Raw genomic sequence first — 18,811 nt, 5'->3', positions numbered from 1 at the left:
AAAGCCGGACCCGGGGAACGGGCGCCCACACCGGGCGTGCAGGAGCCCCTGTGGAGTGAAGGCCTGATCGCCAGCTGGGTTGGCGGGTGGATAGATGCACCGCGGCGTTCCTGGATGGGACCCACTCGACGGTGCATTACTGTTCGCGCATGCGAAGCCCCCTGGACGACAGCCCGCGTCCCCTGGCCACCAACAACGGCGGCACGGCCTTCGTGGGCGACCCTTCCGCTCGCGACACGGGCGCACAGCTGCGCCTGTTCATCGACAGCGTCAAGGACTACGCCATCCTGACGTTGGATCCAGGCGGCTACATCGTGACCTGGAACACGGGCGCCGAGCGCATCAAGGGCTACCGGGCCGAGGAGATCCTGGGCCAGCACTTCAGCTGCTTCCACCCACCGGACGACGTGGCTCGGGGCAAGCCCCAGCAGGAGCTGGAGACCGTCCTCCGCGAGGGACGCTTCGAGGAAGAGGGCTGGCGGCTGCGCAAGGACGGCGGCCGCTTCTGGGCCAACGTCGTCATCACCCCGATGCGCGACCCCCAGGGCCTGCTCGTCGGCTTCGCCAAGGTGACGCGCGACTTCACCGAGCGCAAGCTCGCCCAGGAGCAGCTCCAGCAGAGCGAGGAGCGCTTCCGCCTCCTCGTCTCGCACATCCAGGACTACGCCATCTACATGCTCGACCCCGAGGGCCGGGTCACCACCTGGAACGCCGGCGCCGAGCGCTTCAAGCAGTACCGGGCCGAGGAGATCCTCGGCCAGCACTTCAGCCGCTTCTTCCCTCCCGAGGACGTCGCCCGGGGCAAGCCCTGGAAGGCCCTCCAGATCGCGGCCAACGAGGGCCACTTCGAGGAAGAGGCCTGGCGGATCCGCAAGGACGGCACCCGCTTCTGGGCCAACGTCGTCATCACCGCGATGCGCGACGCGCAGGACCGCCTCATGGGCTTCGCCAAGGTGACGCGCGACTTCACCGAGCGCAAGCAGACCCAGGACCAGCGCGAGCTGGAGCTGCTGCGCGACGCCGTGCGCGCCCGGGATGAGTTCCTGTCCGTCGCCTCCCACGAACTCAAGACCCCCCTCACCCCGCTCCAGCTCAAGCTGACCGCCCTGCTGCGCGTCGTGGAGAACCACCCCGCCGCCACGCTGCCCGTGCAGCGCGTGGCCCGCGACCTGGAGGTCGCTCGCCGTCAGGTCCGCAAGCTGTCCGACCTCATCGAGGACCTGCTGGATGTCTCGCGCATCACCATGGGTCAGCTGCGGTTGGAGCGCGCCCCCATGGACTTCTCCGCGCTCGTGCGGGAGGTGGTGGCCCGCTATGCCCCCCAGTCCGCGCAGGTCGGGTGCGGCGTCACGCTGGACGCCCACACCCCCTTGGAGGGGAACTGGGACCGGGCGCGATTGGACCAGGTGGTCACCAACCTGCTCTCCAACGCGCTCAAGTACGGCGCCGGCAAGCCCCTCCACGTCAGCGTGAGCCTGGACGCGGGGCGGGCCGTGCTGTGCGTGCGGGACGAAGGCATCGGCATCCCGGTGGATGCCCAACCCCGCCTCTTCGAGCGCTTCGTGCGCGCGGTGTCCGAGCGCAACTACGGCGGCCTGGGGCTGGGCCTCTTCATCACCCAGCAGATCGTCGAAGCCCACGGCGGCAGCGTCCAGGTGCGCAGCACCCCGGGCGAGGGCGCGACGTTCACGGTGACGCTGCCAACCGGTGAAGCCTCATAGGTGGGGGATGCCGCCGCCCTTCCCACCCTCGAGGCTCACGGGGAGCTTCAAGGTCAGGACAAAGGCCGCATCGAAACCATGCCGGGTACGACGCGTCTCCTCCGCGCCGATGAGCGGGATGCCCAGCCGCAGGCCGACCGAGCCGTAGATGAACGAGAGGTAGGGCGCGACGTGCAGCCCCGTCGTGGCCACATGGAGCCGGTTCGCCGTCTCATGCATCACGCCCAGCTCGAGGCCCAGGAACAGGAGGGTGCCCTGGACCCCCACGCACACCCGTGAATGCCGGCTCTCCATCCACTCCACCTGCCCCAACAGACCCAGGGACTGGAACCCGTCCAGGAGGTTGAGCGACGCCTCCAACCCGACGCCCGCCTCTCCGCGCGCCTCGCGGACCGATGAGGTGAACAGGGGCCCCACCATCAGCCACTTCTCGTCGTGGGGGAGGTCGAGATCCGCCCGCGCCACCGAAGCCGTGAGCACGCCCAGAACCAACAGGATGCGAGGGAGCATGCCGTCCCACGACAGCAACGAGCATGCCCGGGCCTCTTCCCTCGCGGGGACCGCCGCGCCCCTGTGCAGCGGCCTGCACACCGTGCAGCGGCCGACCCACCGGCGCGCACGTCAGCCCGGTGTCCGGCGCTCCTCGCGGGCCGTGACGAGGTAGCGGTACGGCACCACGCGCGTCAGCTCGTGCAGCGTGGTGACGCCGTCCGCCACCTTCGCCAGCCCGTCCTCCACCAGGGTGCGGAAGCCTCGGGCCCGGGCGTGCCTTCGCAGCTGGACGCCGGGGGCCCCGGTGGCGATGAGCAGTTGCAGCTCCGGCTCCACCACCAGCAACTCAAAGAGCCCCACCCGCCCCTTGAAGCCGGTGTGGCGGCACGCCTCGCAGCCCTGCCCCGCCCGGGGCCGCACTCCGTCCAGCAGCGGCCCCAGCAGCGCCACCTGGTCCGCCGTCGGCGCCGTGGGCGCGGAGCAGTCCGGGCAGATGCGCCGCACCAGCCGCTGCGCCAGCACCGCGAGCAGCGCCTCCGCGATGTCGCCATCCTCCAGCTTCAACCCGCGCAGGCGGCTCACCGCGCCAATCGCATCCGCCGTGTGCAGCGTGCCCAGCACCACGTGCCCCGTGGACGACGCCATCAGCGCGGTGCTCCCCGTCTCCAGGTCGCGGATCTCCCCCACCAGCATCACGTTGGGGTCCTGCCGGAGCAGCGCGCGCAGCAGCGTCAGGTGCGGCATCTGCGGCGACACCTGCTTCTGGTTCACCTTGGGCACCACGTACTCGATGGGGTCCTCCGCGGTGATGATCTTCTTGCGCCCGTCGTTGAGCCGGGCCAGCGCCGCGTACAGCGTCGTCGTCTTCCCGCTCCCCGTGGGGCCCGTCACCAGCACCAGCCCCTCCGGGTTGCCCAACAGCCGCAGCACCGTGGCCTGCAGGTCCGGAGTCATCCCCAACTTCTCCACCGGCACCAGCCCCACCGTGGCGTCGAGCAGCCGGATGACCACGTCCTCGCCCGCCGGGGAGGGCACCACGCTCACGCGGAAGTCCACGAACTTCCGCCCCGTGTCCCACGTGTAGAGCGCCCGCAGCCGGCCGTCCTGGGGCCTCCGCTTCTCCGCGATGTCCAACCCCGCCATCACCTTGATGCGGCTCACCACCTCCGGCAGCGAGTCCGGGGAGATGTCCGTGTACGTCTGGTGGAGGATGCCGTCGACGCGGTAGCGCAGGTCCACGTCGTCCGTGTAGCTCTCCAGGTGGATGTCGGACGCGTTCTGCTCCACCGCCACCGCGAGCACGTGGCTCACCAGCTCCACCGGCGTGGGGCGCGCGGACAGCGGCGCGCCCGCGCGCAGCACCACGTCCACCGTGGCGTGCTCCCCGGCGCCGAAGCCCACCTCCAGCGCGGAGTCGATTTCGTAGCGGTTGAGCCGCACCGGCCGCACGGGGCGGCGCAGGAAGTCCGCGATGCGGTAGCGCACGGACAGGTCCTCCGGGTCCAGCATCGCCACCGTCACCGGCTCCGTGTCGTTCTCCGGGTCCACCTTCCCCATCACCGCGACGCCCAGGCGGCGGCAGAAGGACTCGGGGAGCAGCCGCAGCGAGTCCCGGTCGAGGGTGAACTGGGGCAGCTCGGAGAAGGGCGGGACGTCCGGGGGAGCCATGGGCTGGCGGCTTATCATGCTCCCCCTCGCTCCCGGCCGGACTGCTATCCTCCCGGACATGTCGCGGCCCCCCGCGGACCCTCCCGCCATGCCGTCACTGCTGGTGTTCGCCGTGGCGGTGCTGTTGTTCGGCTCGCCCCTGCGCAGGCTGTGGCTGGCGGAGGGCGCTCCCGCTTCGCTGCCCTTCCTCGTGTGGCTGGGCGTCATCGCCCTGGGCGGATGGGTGGCGCACCGGAGCCTGCGCCCATGACGTTGGGCCTGGGCCCGCTCGTCGTCGCCTCCGTCGCCTACCTGGGCGTGCTGTTCCTGGTGGCGTACGCCGCGGAGAAGGGCCGCATCTCCGCGCGCATCACCCAGCACCCGCTGGTGTACGCGCTGGCCCTGGGCGTGTACGCCACGTCCTGGTCCTACTTCGGCAGCGTGGGCTACGCGGCCCGCCACGGCTTCCGCTACCTGGGCATCTACCTGGGCCTGACGCTCGCGTGCCTGCTGGCCCCCGTGCTGTGGCGGCCGCTCCTGCGGCTGACGCGCGAGCTGCAGCTCACCTCGCTCGCGGACCTGCTGGCGTTCCGCTACCCCGGGCAGGTGACGGGCACCGCGGTGACGCTGTTCGTCCTGGCCGGGAGCCTGCCCTACCTGGCGCTCCAGATCCGCGCCGTCGTGGAGTCCGCCCGCCTGCTCAGCCCCGCCGCGTCCCCCGCGCTGGTGGGCCCGGGCTTCTGCGGCGTGCTCATCGTCTTCACCCTGCTGTTCGGCGCCCGGCACCCCGCCCCGCGCGAGCGCCACGAGGGGCTGATGCTGGCCATCGCCTTCGAGTCCGGCGTGAAGCTGCTGGCGCTCGTCGCCGTCGCGGGCTGGTGCGTGGTGTCCATCTTCGGCGGCGTGGGCGGCCTGCGGGACTGGCTCACCCTGCACCCCGAGGCCGTGGAGGCCCTCCAGCGCCCCGCGCGCGACGCGTCCTGGGCGCCGCTCCTGGTGCTCTCCGTCGTCGCCGCCTTCCTCACGCCCCGGCAGTACCACGTGGCCTTCACGGAGGCCCCCGAGCGCGACGGGCTGGCCACCGTGGCGTGGGCCTTCCCGCTGTTGATGCTGCTCATCAACGCGGCGGTGCCGGTGCTGCTGTGGTCCGGAGAGGCCCTGGGCCTGCCCTGGCCCGCGGACTTCCACGTCCTGTCCGTGCCCATCCGCCAGGGCGCCCCGGCCCTGGCGCTGCTCGCCTTCCTGGGCGGCGTGTCCGCGGCGAGCGCGATGGTCATCGTCACCACGCTCGCGCTGGCGCCCATGTGCCTGACGCACCTGGTGCTGCCCCTGGGCACCGCGCGCGGCCGGGACGACCTCTACGGCTGGCTGCTCTGGGCCCGGCGCGTGCTCATCGCCGCCATCATCCTCGCGGGCTACGGCTTCTACCGGCTGCTGGACACGCGGGCGACGGGGCTGGTGGACCTGGGGCTCGTGTCCTTCGTCGCCACCGCGCAGTTCGCGCCCGGCGTGCTGGGCCTGCTGCTCTGGCCCAAGGCGACGCGCGCGGGGCTGCTCGCGGGGCTGGCCGCGGGCGCCGCGGCGTGGACCTTCACCCTGATGGCGCCGCTGTGGGAGCCGCCCTCGCTGGTGGCGTGGACCAACCAGGCCTCCGTGATGCTGGGCTTCTCCGCGGACGAGCCGTGGGGCTTCGCCACCTTCACCTCGCTGGGCCTCAACGCGCTGTGCTTCCTGGCGGTGTCGCTCGTCACGCGCCAGTCCGCGGAGGAGCGGGAGGCCGCGCGGGTGTGCGCGCGCGAGGCGCCGGGGCTCGCGGAGGGCAGCGTGGCGGCCAGCTCCCCGGACGAGTTCCGCAGGCAGCTGGAGCCGGTGCTGGGCGCGCAGGTGGCCGCGGCGGAGGTGGACCGGGCGCGCGCGGCGCTGGACCTGGCCCCGGACGAGCGCCGCCCCCTGGAGCTGCGCCGGCTGCGCGACGGCGTGGAGCGGAACCTCTCCGGCCTCATCGGCCCGGTGCTCGCCCGGCTCGCGGTGGGCGAAGCGCTGCGGCTGGACCCGGGCGCGCGCACGGCGCTGGCGGATCAGCTGCGCTTCGTGGAGGAGCGGCTGCGCGACGCACGCGACATGCGCGGCCCCCTGCGCGAGCTGGAGGTCGTCCGCCGCTATCTCTACCGCATCCTGGAGGACCTGCCGCTGGGCGTCTGCGCCATGGGCCCGGACGGCGAGGTCGTCATCTGGAACGCCGCGCTGGAGGCGCTGTCGGGCGTGCCCATGGACAGCGCGCGCGGCCAGCCGCTCGCGCGCCTTCCGGAGCCCTGGGGCCCGCTGTTCGCGGGGCTCGCCCAGGCGCCCTGCGGCGACGACGAGGCGCGCGTCACGGTGGGAGGACGGCCGCGCTCCCTGCGCCTGCACCGCTCGCGGCTCGCGCCGTCGGAGGGGGACAGCGCCGGGGAGACGGGCATCACCTTCCTGGTGGAGGACTGGACGGAGCGCAAGGCGGTGGACGCGCGGCTCGCGCACCAGGACCGGCTCGCGTCGCTGGGCCGGGTGGCCGCGGGCGTGGCGCATGAGATTGGCAACCCGCTCACCGCCATCGCCAGCCTCACGCAGAACCTCAAGTATGAGCTGGAGGACCCGGAGGCCGTGCGCGAGCGCGTGGGGCTCATCCTCCAGCAGTGCCGCCGCATCGACGCCATCGTCCGGGCGCTCGTGGGCTTCGGCCACGCGGGCACGGTGGGCGGCGAGTCCCGGCCCTTCACGCGCGTGGCGGTGGGGCCGCTGCTCGCGGAGGCCGCGCAGTTGGCCCGGCTGTCGCGCAAGGCGCGCGACGTGGCGTGCGCGCACCAGAGCCCGGAGGGGCTGGAGGTGCGGGGCGACGCGCAGCGGCTGGAGCAGGTGCTGGTGAACCTCTTGACCAACGCCATCGACGCGTCGCCCGCGGGCTCGCGCGTGGACCTGCGGGCGGAAGCCGGGGGAGAGCAGGTGCGCATCCAGGTGGAGGACCGGGGCCATGGCATCGCCCCGGAGCTGACTCAACGCGTCTTCGAACCCTTCTTCACCACCAAGCAGCCCGGCGAAGGCACCGGCCTGGGCCTCACGCTGGTGGAGGGCATCGTGCGCGAGCACGGCGGCACGCTGCGCCTGGAGCCCCGCGCAGACGGCGGCACCCGCGTGACGCTGAGCCTGCCCCGCGCGGACAGCGTGCCCCAACGGGAGGCCTCCGCGTGAGCCGCATCCTGGTCATCGAGGACGAGCCCATCATCCGCACGGAGCTGCGGCGGCTGCTCACGCGCGCGGGCCACGACGTGGCGGAGGCCGGCGCCGTGCCGGAGGCCGCGTCCGAACACTCGCTGGACGCCTTCGACCTGATCCTCTCCGACCTGCGCCTGCCCGGCCCGCCGGGCACGGACATCATCGCCCTGTGTCCGGGCGTGCCGGTGCTCATCATGACCAGCTTCGCCACGGTGAAGTCCGCCGTGGACGCGATGAAGCTGGGCGCGGTGGACTACATCGCCAAGCCCTTCGACCACGACGAGCTGCTGCTCCAGGTGGAGCGCGTGCTGCGCGAAGGCCGGCTCACCCGGCAGAACGCCGCGCTCAAGCGCGAGGTGGAGCAGACCTGGTCCCCGGGTGGCATGGTGGGCAGCGCCCCCGCGATGCGCGACGTGTTCGAGCGCGTGCGCAAGGTGGCGCCGTCCGCCGCCACCGTGCTGGTGCTGGGCGAGTCCGGGACCGGCAAGGAGCTGGTGGCCCGCGCCGTCCACGCGCAGAGCCCGCGCGCGGAGGGGCCGCTCATCGCGGTCAACTGCGCGGCCATCCCGGAGGGCCTGCTGGAGAGCGAGCTGTTCGGCCACGAGAAGGGCGCCTTCACCGGCGCGCAGGCCGCGCACGCGGGGTTGGTGGAGGCCGCGCACGGCGGCACGCTCTTCCTGGATGAGATTGGCGAGCTGCCCGCGCCCGCGCAGGCCCGCCTCTTGCGCATGCTCCAGGACGGCGAGGTGCGGCGCGTGGGCGCCACGCGCTCGCGCAAGGTGGACGTGCGCATCCTCGCCGCCACGCACCGGGACCTGCCCCGCCGCGTGCAGGAGGGCCTGTTCCGCCAGGACCTCTACTTCCGCCTGCGCGTGGTGGAAATCAGGCTGCCGCCCCTGCGCGAGCGCGGCGAGGACGTGCCCGCGCTGGCGAAGCACCTGCTGGAGAAGGCCTGCCGGAGGATGGGCCGCGCGCCCGCGTCGCTGTCCCCGGACGCGCTCGCGGCCATCGCGCAGCACCCGTGGCCGGGCAACGTGCGTGAGCTGGAGAACGCCATCGAGCGCGCGGTCATCCTCGCGGACGGGCCGCTCATCACCTCCGACCTGCTGGCGCTGGAGCCGCCGGCCGCGACGGGGACGGACGGGACTCCCGCCGCGCTGGAGGAGCTGGACTTCCCGCCGCTCGCCGCCAGCGAGGACCCGCGCTCGCCGGACTCGATGGAGGAGTACTTCCGCCGCTTCGTGCTGGAGCACCAGGACCGCATGGGCGAGACGGAGCTGGCGCGCCGGCTGGGCATCAGCCGCAAGACGCTCTGGGAGAAGCGCCAGCGGCTGGGCATCCCTCGAACACGCGCCTGAACGTCCGACGCGTCGAAAGCCCCCTGCTTCGACGCGTCGAAGTGCGTCGAAGCGGGTCGCCCGCGCCGTCCCGCATGGCGCTCCAGAGGCAGGGGCCCCTGGGCACGTCGCTTGCTCATGGGTCCTGGCATCCACCGGCTGAAGCACCCGACCCCCGACCCCGGTGGCCCAGGAGAACATCTCATGTGCAATCACACGCGACTCGGCGCTGACGGCCGGCCCCTGTCTGGCTTCGACACCCGCCTCGACCCGGACACGACGCGCGCCACGGTGAAGGTCGACGGGCCCCTGTCCACGCAGCAGACCGCCAACTGCGTGGTCGTCAACCAGTGGGGCGCGACCCTCACCAACGTGACGCTGCGCCACCGCTACAGCAACAACCCCAACTACCAGCAGCAGACCACCTGGGGCTCCATCGCGCAGAACGCGACCAGCTCGCCGCCCCTCCAGGTCATCTACTGGACCGGCGCCGTCGGCCACGACTACTGGTGGATCCAGTTCGAGGACGACGCGGGGAAGATCTGGACGTGCAAGCAGAACTTCTACTGCACGCTGTCCACCGCCGACGCGAACACCACCGTCTACTTCTTCGTCAACGGCGCCTCCGAGGAGATGCGGGTGCAGGCCACCAGCACCAGCTGCGACGTCTCCCTCTACGAGTCGTAGGCCCACGGCCGGGCCGGTGCCTGGCTGGCGGCCCGCCCCTCCCTGTCCCGCTCCGGGTGCGTGCACAGCTTCCCCCACGACACGCCCCCGGGGCCCCGACACAGGAGCGCGCATGGCCGGCACCTCCCAGTTCCGCGAAGTCATCTCTCCCTGGGGCCAGCGCACGTGGGCCATGCGCATGGAGCGCGCGGCGCGCGGCTACCTGCGCCGGCCCCGGATGGACCTGTCTCCGAAGGCCACGGACGTGGAGACGGCCACCCGCCGCTTCCTGCTCTACTTCATGCTCCCCGCCTGGCTCATCCCCGGCGTGGTGGACTGGGTGTGGCACAAGAAGACGGACATCGAGCACACCAGCGGCGCGGGCGAGTCCCTCATCCACTGTCTGATGATGTCCGAGGTCGGCGTGCCCGTGGTGATGGGGCTGGTGATGGAGATCAACCCCCTCACCCTCAGCATCATGCTGGGCCACACGCTGGTGCACGAGGCCACCGCGTTCTGGGACGTGCGCTACGCCACGAACCACCAGCGCCAGGTGCTCCCGCGCGAACAGCACACGCACAGCTTCCTGGAAGTCCTCCCGTTCATGGCCGTCTCCTCCATCATCTGCCTGCACTGGGACCAGTTCCTCGCCATCTGGGGCGTGGGCGGGCGCAAGGGCAGGTGGCGCCTGCGGCTCAAGAAGGAGCGGCTGCCGGGCGGCTACCTGAAGGGCATCCTCGGCGCCATCGTCGCCACGCTCGCCGTCCCGTACGCCAACGAGCTGTGGCGCTGCGTGCGCGCGCAGCGCAAGGGCGAAGCGCAGAAGCCCTGGCGGCTGGGCCCCAAGGCCCCCGTCAGCGTCCCCGCCTCCCTCCCGCCCCGGCCCACGGCCATCGAACATCCGCTCGACCGGCGCTGACGCGCCGCGTGGCCACGTCACCCTGGTGTTACGACGCGGTGCACGAATCGTTACGGGGGGTAACGCCCTGTCACCTTCCGCCACATCCTGACGCGGCGAGCCAACCTCCAAGGTCCTGAAACCTGGACAGGACGCGGGTGGAACGGGCGTTGCTCAAGGACGGGGACCTATGCGCCCCGAGCTTCGTGCCCTGTCGCGGTGGATGTTGCTCACGACCCTGATGGCCTCGCTGCCCGCGGCGGCGGGGAGGATCCAGCTGAGCGAGGAGGCGATCCTCAACGTCGACGTGCTGCTCCAGCCGCAGATGCAGCTCATCAAGGACGGCGCGCCCACGGGCGGCGTGGGCACGGACTTCTTCCTGCGCCGCGTGCGGCTGCTCATCTTCGGCTCCATCACGAAGCGGCTGACGTTCTTCATCGACACGGACCAGCCGAACTTCGGCAAGAACGGGGACTGGAGCCCGGCCTTCTACATCCAGGACGCGACGGTCGCGTACGAGGTCGCCAACAAGACGTGGGTGGAGGCGGGCTTCATCCTCGCGCCGCTGTCGCACCAGACGTTGCAGGGCGCCATCGCGCTCAACACGGTGGACTACCACTCCGACCTCATCCGCTTCCCGGTGGGGGTGGGCAAGGTGTGGCGCGACATGGGCGTGCAGGTGCGCGGCTTCGCGGGCCCGCTGATGTACCGCGCGGCCATCCTCAACGGCGTGGAGGGCGCGAAGCTGGAGAACGGGCAGGTGGTCAACCCGGACGACCTGCCGCGCTTCGTGGGCCACGCGCGCTACAACGTCCTGGGCCGCGAGGAGGACCTGTTCCTGCGCGGCATCTACTTCGCCGACCACCCGCTCCTGTCCTTCGGCGTGGGCGCGGACTACCAGTTCTCCGCCATCGCCACCGCGTCCGGCGTGCATGACGCGCTGGCCCTGGCGGCGGACGTGTTCCTGGACCTGCCCGTGGGCACCGACCAGGAGTTCGTCTTCCAGAGCAACGTCTATTCCTGGCAGCAGGGCCACGACAACGTGCGCAGCGGGACGGGCTTCTTCGTGGAGCTGGGCTACCGCATCGGCATCATCGAACCGATTCTCTCCGGCGAGTACTTCCATGGACGCGTGGCCGCGCAGGACCTGCTCACCGTGCGCCCGGGTTTCAACGTCTGGTTCCAGAAGCACACGTTCAACCTGAAGACGGAGGTGGCCGTGTCGCGCGTGGGGGAGATCGCCCACGCGCGCACGGGCATCACCGGCACCGCGCAGCTCCAGCTCTTCTACTGAGGACCCCCGCCATGGCCACCGAACCGGCTTCGCTCTTCCCGCCCAAGGACGCCTTCCGCCGCACCGCGCACGTGCGGAGCCTGGAGGAGTACCAGCGCCTCTACCGCCAGAGCCTGGACGCCCCGGACGCCTTCTGGGGCGAGCAGGCCCGGCGGCTCACCTGGTTCCACCCGCCGGACACCGTGCGCGAGGTGAACGAGCAGGCCGCGGACTTCGCCTGGTTCGTGGGTGGCAAGCTCAACGCCACCTTCAACTGCGTGGACCGCCACGCGAAGGCGCACCCGGACAAGGCCGCCATCCTCTGGGCGAAGAACACGCCCGGCGAATACGAGACCATCACCTTCCGCGACCTGCACCACCACGTGGGCCGCGTGGCCAACGTGCTCAAGGCGCACGGCGTGCGGAAGGGCGACCGCGTCATCCTCTACCTGCCCATGATTCCGGAGCTCGCGTACGCGCTGCTGGCGTGCGCGCGCATCGGCGCGGTGCACTCCGTGGTGTTCGCCGGCTTCTCCGCGGACTCGCTGCGCGAGCGCGTGCTGGACAGCGGCGCCAGGGTCGTCGTCACCGCCAACGAGGGCCCGCGCGGCCCCAAGAGCGTGGCCACCAAGGCCATCACCGACGACGCCCTGGAGGGCCTGGCCCAGGTGACGTCCGTGCTCGTCGCGCGCCGCACGCCCAGGGACGTGCCCATGCGCGAGGGCCGCGACCACTGGCTGGACGTGGAGGTGAAGAAGCACCGGGGCGTCTGTCCCGCGGAGTGGATGGACGCGGAGGATCCGCTCTTCATCCTCTACACGTCCGGCTCCACCGGGAAGCCCAAGGGCGTGATGCACACGACGGGCGGCTACCTCGTCTACGCCAACACCACCTTCCGCTACGTCTTCGACACGCAGCCGGACGACGTGCACTTCTGCACCGCGGACGTGGGCTGGGTGACGGGCCACTCCTATCTGCTGTATGGCCCGCTGAGCAACGGCACCACCACGGTCCTCTTCGAGTCCACGCCCACGTGGCCGGACGCGGGCCGGCTCTGGCAGGTGGTGGACGACGTGAAGGCCACCACGCTCTACACCGCGCCCACCGCGCTGCGCTCGCTCATCAAGGAGGGCGACGCGTTCGTCACGAAGTCCTCGCGCCAGTCGCTGCGCCTGCTGGGCAGCGTGGGCGAGCCCATCAACCCGGAGGTGTGGCGCTGGTTCCACGACGTGGTGGGCGACGGCCGCTGTCCCGTGGTGGACACCTGGTGGCAGACGGAGACGGGCGGCATCCTCATCGCGCCGCTGCCGGGCGCGACGCCGTGCAAGCCCGGCAGCGCCACCCTGCCCTTCTTCGGCGTGGAGCCGGTGCTGGTGGATGAGGAGGGCAAGCGGCTGGAGGGCAACGGCGTCGGCGGCAACCTGTGTCTGGCGCGCTCGTGGCCGGGCCAGGCGCGCTCGCTGTACGGACACCACGAGCGCTTCGTGGAGACGTACTACGCGCGCTTCATGCCCCTGTACTTCACCGGGGACGGCTGCCGCCGCGACGAGGACGGCTACTATTGGATCACCGGCCGCGTGGACGACGTGCTCAACGTGTCCGGCCACCGCCTGGGCACCGCGGAGGTGGAGAGCGCGCTCGTCGCGCACGAGGCCGTGGCGGAGGCCGCGGTGGTGGGCTACCCGCACGACCTGAAGGGCACCGGCGTGTGCGCCTTCGTCACGGTGAAGCCGGACTTCCTGCGCACCCCGGACGAGAAGATGGTGGGCACGCTGCGCGAACAGGTGCGGCACGTGATTGGCCCCATCGCCACGCCGGACCGGGTGGTGCTGGTGTCGGGCCTGCCCAAGACGCGCTCGGGGAAGATCCTGCGCCGCATGCTCCGGAAGATCGCCGGCGGAGAGACGGAGAACCTGGGTGACGCCAGCACCCTGGCCGACCCCACCGTGCTGGATGAGCTGCTGACCAAGGGCCTGCCTCCGGCCGCGCGCCGCTGAGCGTCCCTTCGCATTCCGTTCCTGCGTTTTCCAAGGAGGCACACCGATGGATGGCAATTCAAAGGATGATGCGCTGAAGGCGCTCGCCGCGCGCCGCTGGCGGGTGGCCGGGGCGCTGACGGTGGCGATGCTGGTGGCCTACCTGGGCTTCATCCTGCTCGTGGCCTTCAACCGGCCGCTGATGGGGCTCCAGTTCGTGCCCGGGCTGTCCATCGGCATCGTGCTGGGGGCCCTCACCATCCTGCTCGCGTGGGTGCTGACGGGCGTTTACATGCTCTGGGCCAACCGCAAGTACGACCCCGCGCTCGACGAACTGCGCCGCTGAAAGGCACCCATGAATCCCACGAACGCGGGCACGCGGATTGGCCAGCCCAACCTCACGGCCATCGTCTTCTTCCTCCTCTTCGTCAGCATCACGCTGGCCATCACCTACTGGGCCGCGCGAAAGACGAAGACGACGTCTGAGTTCTTCGCCGCGGGCGGCGGCATCAGCGCGGCGCAGAACGGCTTCGCGCTGGCGGGTGACTTCATGAGCGCCGCCAGCTTCCTGGGCATCGCGGGGCTGGTGGCCACGTCCGGCTTCGACGGGCTCATCTACTCCGTGGGCTGGCTGGTGGGCTGGCCGGTGGTGACGTTCCTCATCGCGGAGCCCCTGCGCAACCTGGGCAAGTACACCTTCGCGGACGTGGTGGCCTACCGGCTGAGGCAGACCCCGGTGCGCCTGTCCGCCGCGGTGGGCACGCTCACGGTGGTCGTCTTCTACCTGATTGCCCAGATGGTGGGCACGGGCAACCTCATCCGCCTGCTCTTCGGCCTCTCCTACGAGACGGCCGTGGTCATCGTGGGCGCGGTGATGATCCTCTACGTGCTGTTCGGCGGGATGATCGCCACGACGTGGGTGCAGATCGTGAAGGCGGTGCTGCTGCTGGGCGGCGCGACGGCGCTGGCGGGCGCGGTGCTCTACCAGTTCGGCTTCAGCCCCACGGCGCTCTTCAGCGAGGCGGTGAGCCGCTACGGGCCGGAGGCGCTGGCGCCGGGCAAGCTGGTGTCCAACCCGCTGGAGACCGTCTCCCTGGGCGTGGCGCTGATGTTCGGCACGGCGGGGCTGCCGCACATCCTGATGCGCTTCTACACGGTGCCGGACGCGAAGGCGGCGCGCACCAGCGTCTTCTACGCCACGGGCCTCATCGGCTTCTTCTACCTGGTGACGTTCATCCTGGGCTTCGGCGCGTCCGTGCTGGTGGGCCGCCAGGCCATCATCGGCGTGGACAAGGGCGGCAACATGGCCGCGCCCATGCTGGCCGAGGTGGTGGGCGGCACGGGCTTCCTGGGCTTCATCTCCGCGGTGTCCTTCGCCACCATCCTGGCGGTGGTGGCCGGGCTGACGCTGTCGGGCGCGGCGGCGCTGTCGCACGACCTGTGGTCCAGCGTGGTGCGCAAGGGCCACGCGCCGGAGGCGGAGCAGCTCAAGGTGGCGCGCATCTCCAGCCTGCTCCTGGGCGTCCTGGCCATCATCCTGGGCGTCGTCTTCAAGAACCAGAACGTGGCCTTCATGGTGGGGCTGGCGTTCGCCATCGCGGCGAGCGCGAACTTCCCCGCGCTGCTCCTGTCCATGCTGTGGAGGGGCTTCACCACCCGGGGCGCGGTGGCCAGCATGCTGACGGGCTCCCTCAGCGCGGTGCTGCTCATCTTCCTGTCGCCCACGGTGCAGGTGGAGTTGCTGGGGCACGCCTCGGCGCCCTTCCCGCTGAAGAACCCGGGGCTCGTCACCATCCCGCTGTCGTTCCTGGTGGGCTGGGTGGTGTCGCTGCTGGCGCCGGAGGCGGAGGCGTCCCGGCGGTTCGCGGAGGTGGAGCACCGCATGCACGTGGGCGCTGGGGTCCCCCCGAAGGGGGCGGCGCCCCCGGACGTCGCGGGCCCGGTGGCGCCGGGAATTCCGGAGGCCCCCCAGGAGATTTGAGGCTGCTCGGCCGTCCTCCACGGCATCTTCCTCGACGTGGAGGACAGGGCGGAACCCGGGAGTTTCCAAAGGGGCTCGGGTTCCGCCTTTTTTCCCGCGCCGTGCCCGTCCGGCGCGCGCCAGCCCGGGGGATGCCTCAGGGATGGGAGCGCAGCTGCTGCTGGAGTTCGCGCAGCGGCTGTTGATCCGCGCGGATGCGCCCGCGCTGGGGGACGTCCAGGTCCACGAGGGCGAACATCACGGCGGTGAGGATGACCACGAAGATGACCCAGGGGAGGCCGCCCCGCGCGTGGGTCTCCGGCCGGAAGCCCAGGAGCATCGCCGAGCCCATCATCCCGACGACCAGCAGGGCGAAGATGGTGTTCGGGATGATGTTGCGGGAGGCCGCCAGACGCTCGGCGGAGACGTCCAGCATGTCGTTGAGGGCCTGGGTGGTCAGGTTCAGGACCGCGGTCTGGAGCTGTGGCGCCACGCCCGCGAGCAACGACCAGCACTGAGCCTGGAGCGCATCGGATTCCTGGAGCCACCGCGCGAAGAGCTCCGGGTCCGCCGCGTCCTGGTACCCCTCGAGCCGGACCTCGAGATAGCGGCGCAGCCGGATCTTCAGCTCGCCGCGCGTGGGTTCGGGGAGGAAGTCCGTGCGCAGGTAGAACGTGCCAATGGCGTTCGCCTCCTTCACGACGAGGTCGCGGCGCAGGGTGTAGCGGTCCGAGGCCATGGAGAAGGAGAAGGCGAGCAGGAGCGCCACCAGGCCGAGCACCGACGCCTGCAGCGCCGCCACGTCGTCCAGCCCCTGCTTGCGGTGGCTGAGCCGGAAGCCGAACTCCAGGCTCAGGAAGAGCAGGACCAACACCACCGTGGCGAGCATCCACGTCGGCATGATTTCGACGATCTTCATCGTGCGCCGCAACGCCTCCGCCCCACGAACTGGGAAGCCAGGGACGGTGGAGCCTGGGGGCGCGGGAGGCAACGCGCCCACGGGTCCAGGGCCAGGGATGGCCGTGAACGTTCCGGACGCGGAACCGCCGCCCCCGTGTGGAGGCCGGGCGGCTCGACGGGCGAGGGATTGCGTCTAAGCTGCGCGGCCGTGAACCGGCCGTCTGAACAGAGCCCCGCGGGCGGCTTCCGCGCCCGCCTGCACACCGTCATCTTCGAGTCCGACACGCCGGCGGGGAAGGCGTTCGACGTGGCCCTGCTGTGGGCCATCGTGTTCAGCGTGGGCGCGGTGATGCTGGAGAGCGTCGCGCAGGTCCGTGCGGGCTACGGCCACGCGCTGCATGTCGCGGAGTGGGTCTTCACCGTCCTCTTCGCGCTGGAGTACGTGCTGCGGCTCATCGCGGTGCGCCGGCCCCTGGACTACGCGCGCAGCTTCTTCGGCATCGTGGACCTGATGGCGCTGCTGCCGTCGTTCCTGAGCGTGCTGTTCCCCGGCGCGCAGACGCTGCTGGTGGTGCGCGTGCTGCGCCTCCTGCGCGTCTTCCGCATCCTCAAGCTGGGGCACCTGCTGGGTCAGGCGGAGGTGCTGCTCAAGGCGCTGCTCGCCAGCCGCGCGAAGATCGTCGTCTTCCTGGGCGCGGTCCTGAGCATCGACGTCATCATGGGCGCGCTGATGTACATGGTGGAGGGCGAGGCGCACGGCTTCGACAGCATCCCCCGCTCCATGTACTGGGCCATCGTGACGATGACGACGGTGGGCTTCGGCGACATCACGCCCAAGACGGTGCTGGGGCAGTTCATCGCGTCCATCCTGATGGTGATGGGCTACGGCATCATCGCGGTGCCCACCGGCATCGTGTCGGTGGAGCTCGCTGCCGCCACGCGTCAGCGTCAGGACACCCAGGCGTGCCCCGGGTGTGGCGCACAGGGTCATGACCTGGATGCGCGCTTTTGCAAACGGTGCGGCACGGCGCTGGACTGGGTCCCCTCGCAGCCCGTCCGCTGAATCTGGCTAGGATGGCGGGGCATGGCCCGCGCCATCGACACGCCCGAGCTGGACGAGGAGCTGCTGGTCCACCGGTTCCCCGGCATCGACCGCAAGGCGGTGGGCGCCTTCTACACGCCCGCGCCCCTCGTGGAGCGCACGCTCGCGCTCGCGCTGTCACACCTGGAGGACGGGCCGCTCACGGTGGTGGATCCCGCCTGTGGCGCGGGGGCCTTCCTCGCGGCGGCCTCGAGGCTCCGGCCGGACGCGCGGCTGTGCGGCCTGGAGCTGGACGAGGGCGTGGCCCGCCTGTGTCAGGCGCGGGTGCCGGGCGCGGACGTGCGCGTGGGCGACGCGCTCCGGGACGGCCTGGAGCCGCTGCTCGCGGGGACGCCGGAGGGGCACGCGGAGTTATGGGTGGGCAACCCGCCCTACAACGGCACGTCCGCGGTGCTGAAGGACGCGGCGTGCTACGCGCGGCTGCGCGCCCTGGTGCCGCTGGAGATGCCGCCGGGGACCAGCCTGCGGGACGACTTCGCGTTCTTCCTGCTCGTCGCCACGAAGCGGCTGGCGACGCGGCCAGGGGGCCTGGCCTTCATCACGCCCGCGAGCCTGCTGGAGTCGTTCATCTACGCGCCGCTGCGCCGCGCCCTGCTGGAGGTGCTCCACCTGCGGGAGGTGGTGGACCTGGGGCCCGGCGTCTTCACGGGCGCGCAGGTGCGCACGTGCATCACGGTGTGGACGTCCCGCACCGGCGCGCCCGCGCCCGCGCCCCGCTACGAGCACAAGGGCGTGGGCCAGCGCTTCACGCCCGAGCCGCCCGAGTGGCGGTTGGCCCCCATCGCCCAGGAGGCCGCCGCGCTGGACGCGGACTGGCGGGCGCGAGGCGAGCTGCTCACCACGCTCATCCCGGTGAGCCTGCCCGGCGTGAAGACGCGCTTCGACGAGCTGCTGGTGGACGCGGACGCGGAGCGGCTGCTCGCGCGCCTGCGGGCCTTCCGCGCCGCGACGGAGGCCACGCTGGAGGACTTCGCGCGGGGGCATGGCCTGGAGCCTTCGCTGCTGCCCAAGCTGCGCGCGCTGAAGCAGGGCGCCCCGCTGGAGGTGGACACAGGCCACGTGCGGCCGTTCTTCCGCTACGGCGGCGCGCGGCACCGGGGCGCGCTGCCTCCGGAGGCGAAGGCGTTCTGCTACCTGGACCGGCGGCTGATTCCCCGGGGGGACCACCGGCTGCGCGGTCCGTATGATCCGCACGAGGGCGCGGTGAAGCTCCTGTTCAACGTGCGCGAGCTGCCCCTGTCCGCGGCGCTCCTGGAGGAGCCGGGCTGCGTGCACGACCACCGGCACGCGCGCTTCGCCCCGCTGTACGTCCCGCTGCGCGTGAGGGAAGAGGGCCTGGGCATCACCCGGGGCGCGGAGTCCCGCGAGGAGCTGGGGCCGCTGGTGCCCAACCTCTCGCCCCGGGGGCAGGCCTGGGCGGAGGGACTGGGGGGGCCGGAGGCGGCGTTCCGCGCGGTGATGCGCTTCCTGAATGGAGGGCCGGTGCAGCGGGTGTGGGCCCCCGCGTTCGGCGCCTCGCGGGTGGTGCCGGTGCCGCTGGACGGGCCGCTGCCGGAGTGATGACTCGCCACCACTTGGCCGCGCGCGGGG

15 protein-coding genes are annotated in these 18,811 nt (G+C 71.6%); 12 read left to right on the top strand and 3 right to left on the bottom strand.

The genetic code is table 11. The features are described from left to right. The first annotated feature begins 149 nt into the window (after positions 1 to 149). Positions 150 to 1,721: a sensor histidine kinase gene (locus GTY96_RS21070; RefSeq protein WP_161665605.1), complete on the top strand. Its 1,572-nt coding sequence runs from the start codon at positions 150 to 152 to the stop codon at positions 1,719 to 1,721. On the opposite strand, the gene GTY96_RS21065 is transcribed toward GTY96_RS21070, so the two are convergent. Together GTY96_RS21065 and GTY96_RS21060 are read right to left on the bottom strand one after the other, a co-directional pair. Further along, on the bottom strand, positions 1,716 to 2,231 hold the full coding sequence (locus GTY96_RS21065) for a hypothetical protein (RefSeq protein ID WP_143900274.1): 516 nt from the start codon (positions 2,229 to 2,231) through the stop codon (positions 1,716 to 1,718). The genes GTY96_RS21070 and GTY96_RS21065 overlap by 6 nt on opposite strands. Positions 2,232 to 2,342: 111 nt before the next feature. Beyond that, a complete protein-coding gene (locus GTY96_RS21060) occupies positions 2,343 to 3,881 on the bottom strand; it encodes a GspE/PulE family protein (RefSeq protein ID WP_235685754.1) in 1,539 nt (512 codons plus the stop codon). A gap of 88 nt (positions 3,882 to 3,969) precedes the next feature. Between GTY96_RS21060 and GTY96_RS21055 the strand changes: the two genes are divergently transcribed. The 9 genes from GTY96_RS21055 (at position 3,970) to GTY96_RS21015 (ending at position 15,240) form a co-directional block, all read left to right on the top strand. Beyond that, positions 3,970 to 4,131 (top strand): hypothetical protein, encoded by a 162-nt coding sequence (locus tag GTY96_RS21055; protein WP_171447193.1) that lies wholly within the window; start codon positions 3,970 to 3,972, stop codon positions 4,129 to 4,131. Beyond that, a complete protein-coding gene (locus tag GTY96_RS21050) occupies positions 4,128 to 7,085 on the top strand; it encodes an ATP-binding protein (protein WP_161665603.1) in 2,958 nt (985 codons plus the stop codon). The genes GTY96_RS21055 and GTY96_RS21050 overlap by 4 nt, the downstream gene beginning before the upstream one ends. Next, a complete protein-coding gene (locus GTY96_RS21045) occupies positions 7,082 to 8,467 on the top strand; it encodes a sigma-54-dependent transcriptional regulator (protein WP_161665602.1) in 1,386 nt (461 codons plus the stop codon). Before GTY96_RS21050 ends, GTY96_RS21045 begins: the two co-directional genes overlap by 4 nt. A gap of 183 nt (positions 8,468 to 8,650) precedes the next feature. Continuing rightward, positions 8,651 to 9,133, top strand: coding sequence for a hypothetical protein (locus GTY96_RS21040; RefSeq protein ID WP_161665601.1), 483 nt, complete (start codon positions 8,651 to 8,653; stop codon positions 9,131 to 9,133). Between the two features lie 112 nt (positions 9,134 to 9,245). Further along, positions 9,246 to 10,031 (top strand): hypothetical protein, encoded by a 786-nt coding sequence (locus GTY96_RS21035; protein WP_201756261.1) that lies wholly within the window; start codon positions 9,246 to 9,248, stop codon positions 10,029 to 10,031. A 169-nt stretch (positions 10,032 to 10,200) separates the two neighbouring features. Next, a complete protein-coding gene (locus GTY96_RS21030) occupies positions 10,201 to 11,304 on the top strand; it encodes a hypothetical protein (protein ID WP_143900284.1) in 1,104 nt (367 codons plus the stop codon). A gap of 11 nt (positions 11,305 to 11,315) precedes the next feature. Further along, the gene (gene acs, locus GTY96_RS21025; protein WP_161665600.1) at positions 11,316 to 13,280 is read left to right on the top strand and encodes an acetate--CoA ligase; all 1,965 of its coding nucleotides are present in this window, start codon (positions 11,316 to 11,318) and stop codon (positions 13,278 to 13,280) included. Positions 13,281 to 13,326: 46 nt separating this feature from the next. After that, entirely contained in the window at positions 13,327 to 13,605 is a 279-nt protein-coding gene (locus GTY96_RS21020; RefSeq protein WP_143900288.1) for a DUF485 domain-containing protein, read from the top strand. A gap of 9 nt (positions 13,606 to 13,614) precedes the next feature. Beyond that, positions 13,615 to 15,240, top strand: a complete 1,626-nt coding sequence (locus GTY96_RS21015) for a sodium:solute symporter family transporter (protein WP_235685753.1) — start codon at positions 13,615 to 13,617, stop codon at positions 15,238 to 15,240. A gap of 136 nt (positions 15,241 to 15,376) precedes the next feature. Here GTY96_RS21015 and GTY96_RS21010 read toward each other — a convergent pair whose 3' ends face one another. Continuing rightward, a complete protein-coding gene (locus GTY96_RS21010) occupies positions 15,377 to 16,138 on the bottom strand; it encodes a bestrophin-like domain (protein ID WP_143900290.1) in 762 nt (253 codons plus the stop codon). A gap of 189 nt (positions 16,139 to 16,327) precedes the next feature. Here GTY96_RS21010 and GTY96_RS21005 point away from each other — a divergent pair, with 189 nt between their 5' ends. Further along, positions 16,328 to 17,182: an ion transporter gene (locus GTY96_RS21005; RefSeq protein WP_143900292.1), complete on the top strand. Its 855-nt coding sequence runs from the start codon at positions 16,328 to 16,330 to the stop codon at positions 17,180 to 17,182. A 21-nt stretch (positions 17,183 to 17,203) separates the two neighbouring features. Further along, positions 17,204 to 18,781 (top strand): HsdM family class I SAM-dependent methyltransferase, encoded by a 1,578-nt coding sequence (locus GTY96_RS21000; RefSeq protein WP_161665599.1) that lies wholly within the window; start codon positions 17,204 to 17,206, stop codon positions 18,779 to 18,781. The last annotated feature ends 30 nt before the right edge of the window (positions 18,782 to 18,811 follow it).

The organism is Corallococcus silvisoli (assembly GCF_009909145.1).
In the GTDB taxonomy this organism is placed as follows: domain Bacteria; phylum Myxococcota; class Myxococcia; order Myxococcales; family Myxococcaceae; genus Corallococcus; species Corallococcus silvisoli.
This window is presented reverse-complemented; position numbering and strand designations above follow the sequence as displayed.

Bases quoted from the DNA above. Each gene is read 5' to 3' on its own strand.
- GTY96_RS21070 (WP_161665605.1), top strand. From the start codon at position 150: ATGCGAAGCCCCCTGGACGACAGCCCGCGTCCCCTGGCCACCAACAAC.
- GTY96_RS21065 (WP_143900274.1), bottom strand. From the start codon at position 2,231: ATGCTCCCTCGCATCCTGTTGGTTCTGGGCGTGCTCACGGCTTCGGTG.
- GTY96_RS21060 (WP_235685754.1), bottom strand. From the start codon at position 3,881: ATGGCTCCCCCGGACGTCCCGCCCTTCTCCGAGCTGCCCCAGTTCACC.
- GTY96_RS21055 (WP_171447193.1), top strand. From the start codon at position 3,970: ATGCCGTCACTGCTGGTGTTCGCCGTGGCGGTGCTGTTGTTCGGCTCG.
- GTY96_RS21050 (WP_161665603.1), top strand. From the start codon at position 4,128: ATGACGTTGGGCCTGGGCCCGCTCGTCGTCGCCTCCGTCGCCTACCTG.
- GTY96_RS21040 (WP_161665601.1), top strand. From the start codon at position 8,651: ATGTGCAATCACACGCGACTCGGCGCTGACGGCCGGCCCCTGTCTGGC.
- GTY96_RS21035 (WP_201756261.1), top strand. From the start codon at position 9,246: ATGGCCGGCACCTCCCAGTTCCGCGAAGTCATCTCTCCCTGGGGCCAG.
- GTY96_RS21030 (WP_143900284.1), top strand. From the start codon at position 10,201: ATGCGCCCCGAGCTTCGTGCCCTGTCGCGGTGGATGTTGCTCACGACC.
- acs (WP_161665600.1), top strand. From the start codon at position 11,316: ATGGCCACCGAACCGGCTTCGCTCTTCCCGCCCAAGGACGCCTTCCGC.
- GTY96_RS21020 (WP_143900288.1), top strand. From the start codon at position 13,327: ATGGATGGCAATTCAAAGGATGATGCGCTGAAGGCGCTCGCCGCGCGC.
- GTY96_RS21015 (WP_235685753.1), top strand. From the start codon at position 13,615: ATGAATCCCACGAACGCGGGCACGCGGATTGGCCAGCCCAACCTCACG.
- GTY96_RS21010 (WP_143900290.1), bottom strand. From the start codon at position 16,138: ATGAAGATCGTCGAAATCATGCCGACGTGGATGCTCGCCACGGTGGTG.
- GTY96_RS21000 (WP_161665599.1), top strand. From the start codon at position 17,204: ATGGCCCGCGCCATCGACACGCCCGAGCTGGACGAGGAGCTGCTGGTC.